11 protein-coding genes are annotated in these 13,498 nt (G+C 57.8%); 2 read left to right on the top strand and 9 right to left on the bottom strand.

What is annotated here, in order from left to right:
* Positions 1–49: 49 nt before the first annotated feature.
* The 3 genes from AX755_RS08545 to AX755_RS08535 are packed head-to-tail and all read right to left on the bottom strand — an operon-like array spanning position 50 to position 3,464.
* Positions 50–1,192, bottom strand: a complete 1,143-nt coding sequence (locus AX755_RS08545; RefSeq protein ID WP_062856607.1) for a Gfo/Idh/MocA family protein — start codon at positions 1,190–1,192, stop codon at positions 50–52.
* On the bottom strand, positions 1,185–2,210 hold the full coding sequence (locus AX755_RS08540; RefSeq protein WP_062856606.1) for a sugar phosphate isomerase/epimerase family protein: 1,026 nt from the start codon (positions 2,208–2,210) through the stop codon (positions 1,185–1,187). The genes AX755_RS08545 and AX755_RS08540 overlap by 8 nt, the downstream gene beginning before the upstream one ends.
* Positions 2,211–2,225: 15 nt before the next feature.
* Positions 2,226–3,464, bottom strand: coding sequence for an MFS transporter (locus tag AX755_RS08535; RefSeq protein WP_062856605.1), 1,239 nt, complete (start codon positions 3,462–3,464; stop codon positions 2,226–2,228).
* Between the two features lie 205 nt (positions 3,465–3,669).
* Here AX755_RS08535 and AX755_RS08530 point away from each other — a divergent pair, with 205 nt between their 5' ends.
* Positions 3,670–4,032, top strand: a complete 363-nt coding sequence (locus AX755_RS08530) for a type II toxin-antitoxin system RelE/ParE family toxin (RefSeq protein ID WP_029882614.1) — start codon at positions 3,670–3,672, stop codon at positions 4,030–4,032.
* Positions 4,020–4,319, top strand: coding sequence for a helix-turn-helix domain-containing protein (locus AX755_RS08525; protein ID WP_013097693.1), 300 nt, complete (start codon positions 4,020–4,022; stop codon positions 4,317–4,319). Before AX755_RS08530 ends, AX755_RS08525 begins: the two co-directional genes overlap by 13 nt.
* A gap of 125 nt (positions 4,320–4,444) precedes the next feature.
* On the opposite strand, the gene pheP is transcribed toward AX755_RS08525, so the two are convergent.
* The 6 genes from pheP to AX755_RS08495 all read right to left on the bottom strand — a co-directional run bounded on the left by pheP (position 4,445) and on the right by AX755_RS08495 (position 13,476).
* Positions 4,445–5,833, bottom strand: a complete 1,389-nt coding sequence (gene pheP / locus AX755_RS08520; protein ID WP_013097694.1) for a phenylalanine transporter — start codon at positions 5,831–5,833, stop codon at positions 4,445–4,447.
* 102 nt (positions 5,834–5,935) lie between these two features.
* The gene (locus tag AX755_RS08515) at positions 5,936–7,909 is read right to left on the bottom strand and encodes a PhoX family protein (protein ID WP_062856604.1); all 1,974 of its coding nucleotides are present in this window, start codon (positions 7,907–7,909) and stop codon (positions 5,936–5,938) included.
* Positions 7,910–8,035: 126 nt separating this feature from the next.
* Positions 8,036–10,219: a TonB-dependent receptor gene (locus AX755_RS08510; RefSeq protein ID WP_058651674.1), complete on the bottom strand. Its 2,184-nt coding sequence runs from the start codon at positions 10,217–10,219 to the stop codon at positions 8,036–8,038.
* Between the two features lie 223 nt (positions 10,220–10,442).
* Entirely contained in the window at positions 10,443–10,718 is a 276-nt protein-coding gene (yahO, locus tag AX755_RS08505) for a DUF1471 family periplasmic protein YahO (protein WP_013097697.1), read from the bottom strand.
* Between the two features lie 150 nt (positions 10,719–10,868).
* Entirely contained in the window at positions 10,869–11,900 is a 1,032-nt protein-coding gene (locus AX755_RS08500; protein ID WP_062856603.1) for an ABC transporter ATP-binding protein, read from the bottom strand.
* 1 nt (position 11,901) lies between these two features.
* Complete coding sequence (locus tag AX755_RS08495) at positions 11,902–13,476, bottom strand: ABC transporter permease (protein WP_062856602.1); 1,575 nt, start codon at positions 13,474–13,476, stop codon at positions 11,902–11,904.
* Positions 13,477–13,498: the final 22 nt, after the last annotated feature.

Here is a 13,498-nt window from a genome sequence, read left to right as displayed (position 1 = left end):
TTTTATGCAGGCTACCATAAATTCGTTGCCCGGCGAACCGGGCAACGCGTTACGCTTGCACACGAACCCAGCGCTGCTGCTGATGGCTTTTCACAATGGCATCAATGATATACATCACGTTCGCCCCGTCGTGGAACGTCGCAAACTCGGGCCGTTCGGGCATCACGCCGGCCTGCACGGCACGGTAAAACTGCGCCATCATGTTTTTAAACGCATCGGGCCAGCCTTCGATGTGCCCGCCGGGGAAGTGAGCGCTGTCGGCCACATCGTGGTTCATCAGACCCGGATCGTCACTGAGCGTCTGATTGGCCTGTGCACGATGGCCAATCCACAGCTGTTGCGGCACCTCCTGATCCCATGCCACCGACCGTTCGCTGCCGTTGATTTCAAACGTCAGACGGTTTTTGCGCCCGGCGCTCACCTGCGAAACGCTAAAGCAGCCTTTGCTGCCGTCGTCAAAGCGGAACAGGACTGAGCCAACGTCTTCGGTGGTGACCCGCTTGTCTTCATACTGCGCGTTTTCGTCATGAGTGAAGGTGTGATTGCCTGCCACGTTTGCCTTGCGCGTCGGCCAGACGATGGATAAATCGGCCATCACCTCTATGATGCGCCGCCCGGTAACAAACTGCACCGTGTCGCACCAGTGCGAGCCGATATCCGCCACCGCGCGCGACGCACCGCCCAGGGCCGCATCCACCCGCCAGTTGTAGTCCGTTTCCAGCAGCATCCAGTCCTGCAAATAGCTGCCGTGCGCGGCGAAGATCCGACCGATGCTACCCGCCCTCATCATGCTTGCGGCCTGGCGCACCATGGCAAACTGGCGATAGACAAAGCTGACGCCGTGGATCACCCCTGCCTGCTCCGCCAGCGCTACCAGCTCACGCGCTTCGTCCGGGGTCATGCACAGCGGCTTCTCGGAAAAGACGTGCTTTCCCGCGCGCAGGATCTGGCGGTTAATCTCCGCGTGCAGATGGTTTGGCGTGCAGTTGTGCACCACGTGTAAATCCGGATGTGCAAGCAACGCCTCCACGCTGTCGAAGGCGTGCGGCACGTTAAGCTGACGCGCTTTTGCCTGCGCCTCGGCAAACGTACCGTCGCAGAGCGCCACCACCTGCACAAACCCGAGACGCCGAAGCGCCTCGATATGCGCCGGGCCGATAAACCCGCTGCCGATAATGCCGACGTTAATCATCGTTACCCCCTGCGGCAAAATCATCAAACGCACGTCCGGAGACCGGAATGATGTGGCGGCGGATAAACTCGCTGCCTTCCCTCGCGCCGGTATCACCATCCTTCAGGCAGCACTCCCACTCCAGCACCGCCCAGCCGTCGTAGTCGTACTGGGTCAGCTTGCTGAAGATGCCTTTGAAGTCGATCTGCCCGTCCCCCAGTGAGCGGAACCGCCCGGCCCGGTTGAGCCACGGCTGGTAGCCACCGTAGACGCCGCTGCGCCCGTTGGGGCGAAACTCGGCATCCTTCACGTGAAACGCTTTAATACGCGCATGGTAGATGTCGATAAAGGTCAGGTAGTCCATCTGCTGGAGCAGCATATGGCTTGGGTCGTAGAGAATGTTGCAGCGCGGGTGGTTATCAACAAGCGCCAGAAAACGCTCAAAGGTCACTCCATCGTGCAGATCTTCCCCCGGATGCAGCTCAAAGCAGACGTTCACGCCCTGCTCGTCAAAGGCGTCCAGAATCGGGCGCCAGCGGGTTGCCAGTTCCTGGAACGCCGCCTGAAAACGCTGCTCATTGTGCGGCGGCCACGGGTAGAAAAACGGCCATGCCAGCGAGCCGGAGAAGGTGGCGTGCGCCTTCAGGCCTAATCTCGCCGAGGCCACAGCGGCCTGTTTCAGTTTTTCTGTGGCCCACGCCTGCCGGGCAGCCTCATTGCCGCGCACGGCTGCAGGGGCGAAGTGGTCAAACGCGTCACTGTACACCGGGTTTACCGCCACAAGCTGGCCTTCCAGATGGGTCGACAGCTCGCTGATCACCAGCCCGTGCTCCGCCAGCGTGCCGGTGAGGTCATCACAATAGGTCTGGCTTTCAGCCGCTTTCTGCACATCAAAAATAGCCGGATGGTTACAGGGGATCTGCACCGCCTTATAGCCCATCGCTGCCGCCCAGCCCGCCAGCCCGTCGAGCGTGTTGAACGGTGCATTTACACCAATAAACTGCGACAGAAAAATACCCGGTCCCTTAATCGTTCTCATACCACCTCCAGAACATTACGCCTTGTCATCGTCATACTTAAACGTGAGAAGGAAAATCAGCGCGATCGCCGCGGCAGCCACCGCCGGGATCCACCAGAACGTGACCCACGCCTGCGGAACGGCCTGCCCGGCCACCAGGCGGTTATAGAGCGCGCCGGATATCTGCGAGCCAAGCAGCATGCCGATGCCGTAGGTGAACATCACGATCATGCTCTGCGCCTGACCTTTGACCTTTTCGCCTGCGACCCGGTCGGTATAGATAAAGCCGACAACAAAGAAGAAATCGTAGCAGACGCCGTGCAGCAGAATGCCGAGATAGAGCAGGATGCGCCCCTCTTCACTCACGCCCAGCGCAAACATGGCGTAGCGCACAAACCACGCCAGCATGCCGATCAGCAGCATGATTTTCACGCCCAGACGGCGGAACAGCAGCGGAATGACCAGCATGAAGACGATCTCAGACATCTGCCCGAACGACATGGCGGTACTGACATCCGCAATACCCGCATCCGCCAGATACGAGGCGGTGTAGGCGTAGTAGGTCCCCAGCGGGACGGAGATCAGCATCGCGCAGACGGAAAAGACGAAAAAGTGGCGGGTTTTAAGCAGCGCAAAGGCATCCGCGCAGAAGAGATCGCGAACCTGCACCGGCAGCCCTTTCGCGGGAGCAGGCGTGTGCGGTAGCGTCAGGCTGTAGAGAGCCAGCAGCACGGAGCTGATTGCCGCCACCTGGAAGATGGTGACGTTTGCCGCCACGCCGGTGACGCCGATGAAAATGCCCGCCACAATCCAGCCGATAGTGCCGAACACGCGCACCACCGGGAAGGTTTTATCCACGTTCGCCAGGCTGTGAAAGGCGATATTGTTGGTCAGCGCCAGCGTCGGCATATAGCAGAGCGTATAACCAAACAGCAGGCCGATCAGCAGCGCACCGTTTTCCGCAATCAGCGCGCCCGGCACAAACCAGAGGATTGCTGCCCCGGCCAGATGCATCACCGCCATCACCTTTTGCGAGGCGAAGAAGCGATCCACCAGCATGCCGAGCACAAACGGCGACAAAATAGAGGCGATAGGCCCGGCGGAGAACGCATCGCCAATCAGCAACGACATGTTGTGCTGGGTCATCACCAGACCCAGCGTGACCGACCAGCTTCCCCAGATAAAAAACTGCAGAAACATCATCAGCGACAGACGCGGCACCAGCAGCCGGTGCGGTGCTATCGCCTTTCCACTACTTTCAGTTGTTGACACCATGATAAGCCTCACCCTCAAAAGTAATCGATTACAAAACAGTTCAAACAAAAAAGTAATCGATTACAAAATAAAGATCCTGTGGATCGTAGAAGATTTGGGAGGGGGGTCACGATAAAGAGGCTTGCCTGATAAACAGATGTGTTCTGATTGGAATTATAGCCAATAGGCTATAAAATAATTAGGCGAGGAAGCTACAGGAGAAACGATGTGGAACGTCGAGACAACAGACAGATTTGACGAATGGTTCTTTGAACAAACAACAGCGTTAAAAGAAGATGTGCTGGCAGCAATGCATATTCTTTCTGAGTTTGGTCCGCAACTTGGGCGGCCGTTTGTAGACACCGTGAAGGATTCAGCCTTTGGGAACATGAAAGAGTTACGAATTCAGCACAGAGGAAATCCCATCAGGGCCTTTTTTGCTTTTGATCCTGACCGCAAAGCAATTGTGCTCTGTGCCGGGGACAAAACCGGTTGCAACCAAAAACGGTTTTATAAAGAGATGATAGCGCTGGCTGACGTTGAGTATCACAGACATCTGGCGAATAAGGAGGCCATATGGCAACGCTAAAAGAACTTATGGCACAACAGAGCGCGGAAAGTCAGGAGCGCATTGCGGCGAAAGTTGAAGTAATGCGCAGAATTGTTGCGCTGAACCAACTGCGGGAAGAGCTCAATATTTCGCAGACAGAACTGGCCGCGGCAATGGGGGTAAAACAACCCACGGTGGCGAAAATCGAACAGCCGGGAAACGACCCCCGACTTTCAACGCTCAAACGCTATGTGAGTGCGCTTGGAGGGGAGCTAAGCATCGATGTGACGTTACCAAACGGGAAACGGATAGCGTTTGAGATTTAAAATTGCAACATGTAGGCCCGGTAAGCGCAGCGCCACCGGGCGTGAAGGCAGGTGCGGTCTGGTTTAGTGCGGTCTGTTGCCCTCACCCCGGACCGAACACCCACAGGGAGAGGGAGAAAAACGGGCTACTTTTTGCGTGAGAGCTTAAACGCGATAAACAGGAACACCACCCACACCGGCAGCAGCATCGCGGACAGGCGCATGTCGTCGATGGTGCACATCAGCACCAGGATCATCGCCAGGAACGCAATACAGATGTAGTTGCCTGCCGGATAGAGCAGCGCCTTAAACTGCGTCTCACGCCCCTTGCGGCGCATCGCGGCGCGAAAACGCAGGTGCGCCAGGCAGATCATGATCCAGTTCAGCAGCAGCGTGGCGACAACCAGCGCCATCAACAGACCAAAGGCGGATTTCGGCAGCAGGTAGTTGATCAGCACCACCAGCGACGTAATGGCCCCGGAAAGCAGCAGAGAGTTGACCGGCACGCCGCGGCGGCTGACGCGGGTGAGGAATTTCGGGGCGTTCCCCTGCACCGAAAGGCCAAACAGCATGCGGCTGTTGGAGTAAACCCCGCTGTTATAGACCGACAGCGACGCCACCAGAATGACGAAGTTCAGCGCCGACGCCACCACGTTGCTGTTCAGATCGTGGAAAATCATCACAAACGGACTGCTGTCGGACTTCACTTCCACCCACGGGTAGAGCGCCAGCAGTACCACCAGCGAGCCGATGTAGAACAGCAGAATACGGTACACCACCTGGTTAACCGCTTTTGGAATGCTTTTATGCGGATCGCGCGCTTCGGCCGCGGTGATCCCAATCAGCTCCAGCCCGCCGAACGAGAACATAATCACCGCCAGCGACAGGATCAGCCCCTTCCAGCCCGTCGCCAGGAAGCCGCCGTGCTGCCAGAGGTTGTCGAGAGTGGCCCGCTCGCCGCCGTGGCCGGAGAACAGCAGCCACAGACCAAAGCCGATCATGCCGATAATCGCCAGCACCTTGATCAGCGCGAACCAGAACTCGGTTTCACCATACAGGCGCACGTTCACGAGGTTAACGGCGTTGATGATAATAAAGAAGGCCGCAGCCCAGACCCACGTTGGCACCTCGGGCAGCCAGTACTGCATATAGATGCCTGCGGCGGTCAGTTCGGCCATTCCCACCAGCACAAACATCACCCAGTAGTTCCAGCCGGAGAGGAAGCCTGCGAACGGGCCCCAGTATTTATAGGCAAAGTGAGCGAACGAGCCTGACACCGGCTCTTCGACGACCATCTCGCCGAGCTGGCGCATGATCAGGAAGGCGATAACCCCGGCGATACCGTACCCCAGCAGGACCGCCGGGCCAGCCATCTGAATGGCGGGGCCGATACCCAGGAACAGCCCGGTACCGATCGCGCCGCCAAGGGCAATTAACTGAATATGTCGATTTTGCAAACCACGTTGCAGCGTCGGGTTCTGTTCCGACGAAGCTTCAGCGCTACCGTTGCCTGAAGCGGATGACGCGTCTTTCACGTCCTACCCCTGTCTCTTTTTTAGAAGGGGCACGTTTTAACACTTCATGCTGGTGGTAGCAAGTTTAACGCCGGGCCACTGCGTGCACCCGGCGGATAAACGTCACGAACCGATGATCCCACCGTCCGCTTTGGTGATCACCACCGTCGACGAACGCGGACGTCCGTTCGGGTTCGCGTCTGGCCAGTTGGAAACAGCACGCGGATTGGCCGGGTCGGTAATATCATCCCCGCCCTCTCCCGGATGCTGAATGTTAATAAACAGCGTGCGGTTGTCCGGCGTAAACGCAATCCCGGTGATTTCACACCCGCGTGGGCCGGTCAGGAAACGGCGATACTCATTGGTGCCCGGAATGGTAGCCACCATCTGGTTATTGCCCATCCCTTCGTACGCTTTCTTATTAATGGTGCTGGAAGAGACATCGGTCTGGATCCACAGCACGCCCTGGTGATCGAACGACAGGCCATCCGGGCTGCCGAATGCTGCCCCCTGCATGGAGCCTTTGGCCTTCGGATCGTCGCTGTCGGTACGCCCGGCCATCACCAGAATATCCCACTTAAAGCGAGCGGCGGCCGGATCGGCTCCCTCTTCGTGCCAGTGCATAATATGACCAAACACGTTGTTGGCACGCGGGTTGGCGGCATCGACCGGCGCCTTACCCTCTTTACCGCGATCGCTGTTGTTGGTGAGCGTACAGTAGACGCTGCCGCTGGCGTGCGGATCGACCGCAATCCACTCTGGACGATCCATTTTCGTCGCCCCCACCACGTCGGCCGCCAGACGGGTTTTGATCAGCAGATCGCCCTGGCTTTCGAAACCGTTGCTTTTATCCAGGCGATTCTGCCCGAAGATCAGCGGCAGCCAGTCGCCGCTCCCCTCCTCGTTGAACCGGGCAACGTACAGCGTGCCGGACGTCAGCAGCTGCATATTGGCTTCACGGTTGGCAGGATCGTATTTTTTGTCCGAGACGAATTTATAGATGTACTCAAACTTCTGGTCGTCCCCCATATAGACCACCACGCGGTTATCGGCGGCGAGCGTGACGGCGGCGCCTTCATGCTTGAAGCGGCCCAGAGCGGTGTGCTTGCGCGGCGTGGAGGTGGGATCGTAGGGATCAATCTCCACCACCCAGCCGAAACGGTTGGGTTCGTTAGGGGTTTTATCGACGCTGAAGCGGTCATCCACCTCGTTCCAGCGGTAGGATTCATCGCTGTCGCTGATGCCGTAGCGTTTTTCCAGCGGATTAAGATCGGCTTTTTTGACAAAAATATCCGACCAGTTCTCCTCGCAGGTGAGATAGGTGCCCCACGGCGTATGGCCGTTGGCGCAGTTTTGCATGGTGCCCAGCACGCGTTCCCCCTGCGGGTCAGCGGCGGTTTTCATTAAGTCCTGATGCCGTGCCGGGCCGGTAAGCTGCATCGGCGTATTGACGGTAATGCGGCGGGCATACGAAGACGGGCGAACCACCTGCCAGTCGCTGCCCGATTTTTTCACTTCCACCACCGACACGCCCATCGCGTTCTGCCCCTTGCGGGCCTTGTCGAGATTCCAGTTGGCCGTGCCGTCGGTAAACAGCATCCCGTTATCGATGTACTCATGATTCAGCGCCAGCAGGCCATGTTCCGGGTTTTGTTTCCCTTGCGGCAGGCTAAACCACGCCATCCCGTCGTGGTGCATGCCCGCCTGCACGGCCTGTTCGTCGGTGGTGTTGCTGGCATCCTGTTTAAACGCCGGCATGTTGTTCTTGATCCCCGTCGGGTCACCCCAGCGATAAAACGGACGGGCGATATAGCCTTCCGGCACCCTGACCGTATCTTCCGTGGATACGTCGATGCTGGTAAAGCCCAGGGAAACCGCTTTTGCCAGTGCAGAAGGCTTTGATACTGCGGCAATGGCGCTTTCAGGTTTGATCAGAAAAGGGAATGAAGCGGCAGCACCCGCCACGGCGCCCATCTGTAAAAAACGGCGGCGGGAGAGGAATACCTTCGCAACCTCGGAGAATACCGGGTTAGCGCTGCGGTTAGTGATATCGTCGCGATGTTCTTTTTTAAATACGGATTTGAGGGGTCTGCCCATAGCGGCTTCCTGTCATTGGCCAAGAGGTAAAGGTCTGGAGGCCAGTGTAAGAAGCTTTTATTACAATTTTATAACAAGGTACGGAAGGATGGGGGCATCCCTGCCCCGGATAACGAGGTGGAACGCTTAGAACTCGTAGCCAACCGAGACCTTAAAGGTACGCGGTTCGCCCTGCGTGATGTAGGTGCCGGAATCGTCAACGCTGGACCAGTAGTTTTCGTTGGTCACGTTGTCGATGCCCGCGCGCACCGTCATCTGGTTTTCATTGTGGTTCACCGCGAAGCGATAGCGCATGCCCAGATCCAGCGTGGTATAGCTGTCGAGCTTTTTGCTGTTCGCGAGGTCGGCGTACTGCGTGCCGGAGTGGTTGACGCGGGCGGTAGCCGTCAGGCCCTCAATCGGTTTGATGTCGTACTCTGCGCCCAGCACGGCGTAGAAGTTCGGGACACCAATGGCATCGTTACCCTGATTCACGCCGTTTTTGGTTTTGGTCAGCTCGGCCTGCAGCCAGGTGGCGCTGGCGTTCAGGCGCATCCCGAGCATTGGCTCGCCAAAGACGTTCAGCTCTACGCCACGGTTACGCTGCTCAGCGTCCAGGCCGTAGTGACCGCTGTCGTCGAGGATCGCCGACGGCATTTTGATCTCAAACAGCGCCAGGGAGCCGCCCACGCGACCAAAGTCCGCCTTCACGCCCACTTCATTCTGCTTAGAGTGAACGATACCGGTGCTCTGGCCGTAGTTGGTGGCCGTGTTGGGCGCGGTTTTACCCGGCTGCAGCGCTTCGGTGTGGTTGGCGTAAAGCGAAATTTCCTCCCACGGTTTATAAACCACACCGTAGGTTGGCATCCAGCGGCTGCCGTCAAAACCGTCCGCGTCGTTTTCCGCACCGGTAATTTTGTTGTACCCGCGAATGACCACTTTCTGATGACGCGCGCCGGCGGTAAACAGCAGCTTGTCATCCAGCACGCCCAGGGTATCACTCAGCAGCCAGCCCTGAGTGCGGGTGCGCCCGCTGGTCAGCGGATCGCTGTATTTGCCGCCAGAGCCGTTGAAATTGGAGCTGTCCGGCATCGCGACGCCGGTGTTGTGGTAAATGTTGGTGGTTGGGTTATCCGCCGTCGCCGACATTTTCCAGGCGATTTTTTCGTTTTTGGTCATCGCGGAGTACCCCACGTTGACCTTGTGCGAGACAAAGCCGGTAGTGAAGTGACCGCGTATCCCCGCCATACCGCTGACGGAATCGCTGATACGGTTGGTATCAAGACGGCTGACCGTGGCCTTACCGCTCTTGTCCACCAGCTTCGGTGCACTGTAGATCCCCTCTTCGTGCGCGTGCTGCGCGCCGAGACCGGTATAGGCCGTCCAGTTGTCAGTGATGTCGTACTCGCTGCGCCACATCCCGAACTCGTTTTCAATGTCACTGTAGGCCCATTTCTGCGAGAAGTTACGATCGTTTTTCGGCGGCTCTGGCACAAAGTCCACGGCGGAAATGTTGACGCTGGTCGGGCTGCCGTGGAAGGTTTTCTTCTGATAGCCCAGATCCAGCGAAGTGCGGAAATTGTCGCCTTTGTAATCCAGACCGGTGGAGAGCAGCGTGGTGCGGCGGCGGTCGTTCGGCACGCCGGTTTCCCCTTCCCGGTGAACCAGGTTCACGCGCGCGCCGAACTGGTCGTTGTCGCCAAAGCGTCGGCCAGCATCGAGCGTGGTGCCAATCTGTGAGTCGGAGGTGTAGTCCACGCCCACTTTCGCCTGCGGGACGTCGCCCGCATGTTTTGGCTCAAGGTTAATCATCCCGCCCACGCCGGAGCTTGCCGCGCCGTTCATCAGCGAGTTTGCCCCTTTGAAAATTTCAATGCGATCGACCATCTGGGCATCCACCACCTGACGCGGCAGCACGCCGGACAGGCCACCAAAGGTCATGTCATCGCCGTCAAACTTCAGGCCACGAATACGGAAGGTTTCGGCGCTGTTACCGTAACCCTGAACAAACTGCACGCCCGCATCGTTGGCAACCACATCAGCAATGGTTTTCGCCTGCTGATCTTCCACCAGCTTCGAGGTGTAGCTGATGATATTAAACGGCACGTCCATGGCATTCTGCTGGCCGAGCATCCCCAGACGGCCGCCGTTTGCCACCTGTCCATCCAGAAAGGCGGGTACCAGCTGGTCGCCGCCGGGAGTGAAATCAGGCCCGGTGGCAGACTGGACGACCATGGTGTCTTCTGGCTTTGCCTCTGCCGCAAGGGCAGCGTGGGTCACTGCGCCAATGGCGAGCGCCAGCAGTGTTTTATGCATTCTGGTGTTGTTCATAATGGACTCATTAAATGTGCGCGCAAAAATGGCCCGTTGTCGGGCCTTAGAAAAGTTTATGTGTAATGCAAATGAGAACTATACGCATTATATCTGCGTTAGCAAGTGTAACCGCGCGTTTCGGCCTGAGGACAGGGGGTTAAATGAAGCCGGGGAAGAGAGAGATGTTATAGAGGGAAAGCGTGACGCACAGCCACCCCGGATCCGGGATGGCTGCAGGACATTATTTTTTCTTGTAAATATCGGCCGTGCCGTGAATTTTGTTGTTGGTATTACCTGACGTGAGCACCAGTACGTCGGCACCTTCTTTATCTGCTTTTTCAATCAATTCTTTCTTTGCATCATCAATAGAGACTTCATTTGAAGTGCTTACCGTACCGATTTTTTCATACTGCGATTCGACTTTCTCGAATTCATTTTTCGTCAGCAGTTCAGCCGCAAAGGTATTGGTGGTAAACAGAAACGCCGTTCCCAGCAAAATAGCAGTCGTCTTTTTCATAACCTTTTTTCCTTGAGATTAATCAGCAACTACGAAAAACCTCACACATGATGGTGAGGTTTTATGAGCATGGTAGAGAATCTCAGGAAATGCCACACGTTAAGGAAAATTCTTTTATAACAACCCGTTGGATTAAATTACTAACGAACATTAAGAATATTCAAAAACGCGCGCCGTACCAGCAATATCAATACGCACCGCCGCCCCCGGGTGCCATCCAGGCTGACTGACGGTTTTCAGGATAATCGGCTCCGTTTGTCCGGCTAACGCCAGCGTCAGCGTGGAGAGCTGGCCGGTGAAATCCACATCAACAATCGACACCGGGCTTTCGTGCGCCGCGCATGCCGTCACGTGCAGTTGCTCAGGGCGCAACATCACTCTGCCCTGCCCCGTCGCCTGGGCGTTATCCGTGGGCACCTCGCCCAGCGCGCAGAGCGCATAGCCGCTGGCGAGCTGAGCAGGCAGGATCACCGCATCCCCCAGGAACAGCGCCGTCTCTTCATCCACGGGCTGGCTATAGACCTGATAAGGCGTGCCGACCTGAGTGAAACGTCCGGATCGCATGACCGCCACCTGCGTGGCAAAGGACAACGCTTCGTTTTGATCGTGAGTAACCAGGATCGAGGCCACGCCCGCTTCCGCCAGCAGGTCAGCCGTGGCCTTACGCGTCATGGCGCGCAGGCCGGTATCCAGCGCCGAGAAGGGTTCATCCAGCAGCATCAGGGAAGGACGCTGCGCCAGCGCGCGGGCAAGCGCCACGCGCTGCTGCTGGCCGCCGGAAATCTCATGCGGCCAGTGCGTGGCGAGTTGTCTGTCAAGCGAGACCATCTCCATCAGTACTTCCACGCGCTGGCGCTTCTCGTGGCGGGTACCGTCTAATCCCCAGGCAATGTTGTCTGCCACATTAAGATGCGGGAAGAGCGCCCCCTCCTGAGGTACAAAGCCAATTTTACGCAGATGCGCGGGAATAAAGTTGTTCTGGTCGAACAGGGTTCGGCCCTGCATCACGATCCGTCCGCTATCCGGCGTTTCGAACCCGGCAAGGATACGCAGCAGCGTGGTTTTACCCGACCCTGACGGCCCGACAATCGCCGTCCGGCTTCCCGGCGCGACGCTCAGGTTTAAGCTGTCGAGCACCTGCGCATCGGAAAACGATTTAGAAATGGACGTTAATTCAAGCATCTCATAGCCCTGCAATTTTTTTGGACTGCATATAAAGAATGGCGGTCAGCGGAAGTGAAATCAAAATCATCAGCATGGCGTAAGGCGCAGCGGCAACATAATCGATCTCGCTGGTCAGCGCCCAGAAACCGGTGGACAGCGTGCGCGTTCCCAGCGGGGAGAGCAGCAGCGTCGCCGTCAGTTCGTTACTGACGCCAAGGAAGACCAGCGCCGCCCCTGCCGCCGCACCGGGCGCGGCCAATCGCATGGTGACGCTCCACAATGCCTTCGCGGGCGTGCTGCCCAGACTGCGCGCCACGTTTTCGAGCTCCACCGGCGCCTGGGCAATCCCGGCCCGCAGGTTAATGAGCGCACGGGGCATAAACATCAGCAGATAAGCCAGGAACAGCGTAATTTCGGTCTGATAAATCGGACGTGCATAGTGAATGGTGACCGTGACCAGCGCGAGGGCGGTGACGATCCCCGGCAGAGAGCTGGTGATGTAAATGCACCCTTCCAGCATCCGGAAGATGCGGTGCGGATAACGGATACCGAGCCAGGCGATGGGAATGACACAGGCGGTGGTCAGCAGCGCGCCGCCCACACCGAGCATCAGCGTCTGGCGCAGCGAGTGCCAGAGATCGGCGCTCATCCAGTTCTGTACGCCGCCAAGCCATATCCAGCGACACAGCACAATGAGCGGTACGCCCAGCGCCAGCACAATCAGCACGAGGAAAAACAGCTGGCCCAACACCGCTGCAACAGGCTTTAGCGGCCAGCGCGTCTGTTCACGTGCCGCCCCTGCGCCGATGCGCGCATAACGGGCTTTCCCGCGGGTGACCCCTTCCAGCAGCAAGATGGCCAGACAGCATAGCGCCAGCACACCCGCCAGCATATTTGCCGCCGGGCCACTGAATGTCGACTGGAACTGGTCGTAAATGGCGGTGGTGAAGGTATCAAAGCGGATCATCACGTACAGGCCATATTCCGCCAGCAGATGCAGGGCCACCAGCAGCGCGCCGCCGCAAATCGCGAGCTTAAGCTGCGGTAACACCACGCGAAAAAAGACCCGCCACGGCGGCGTGCCGAGCGAAGCGGCAACATCTTCAAGCGTTGGATCCAGACGACGCAGCACCGCCGCCACGGGCATATAGATAAACGGGTAGTAGGCTAACACGGAGAGAAACACGCCCGCAGAAAGCCCGTGCATGGAAGGCACCACACTCACCCAGGCGTAGCTTTGCACGAACGCGGGGATGGCCAGCGGGGCCACCGCCAGCGCAGACCAGATCCCCCGCCCGGCCAGCTGAGTACGTTCCGTCAGCCAGGCTATCGCCACGCCGGTGACGATACAGAGTGGCACCGCTAAGGCCGTCAGCCACAGCGTATTGCTGAGCAGCTCAGCAACACGCGGGCGAAACACCAACGCCTTAATGGTTTCCCAGCCCGTCTCAATGCCTATGGCAATGATAAAGCCCAAAGGCAGAAGCGCCATTAATGAAAACAGGACAGCTAACGCAACCATCGGCAGCGCAGGACGCCTTCGGGCAGGCTCCCGCACTCTGTTTTTGCCGATGTCGAGACTCAGACCAGACATAGGACGTTCACTTTACTCTCAG

It is taken from the genome of Enterobacter sp. SENG-6, from assembly GCF_001605945.1.
Taxonomy (GTDB): domain Bacteria; phylum Pseudomonadota; class Gammaproteobacteria; order Enterobacterales; family Enterobacteriaceae; genus Enterobacter; species Enterobacter cloacae.
This window is presented reverse-complemented; position numbering and strand designations above follow the sequence as displayed.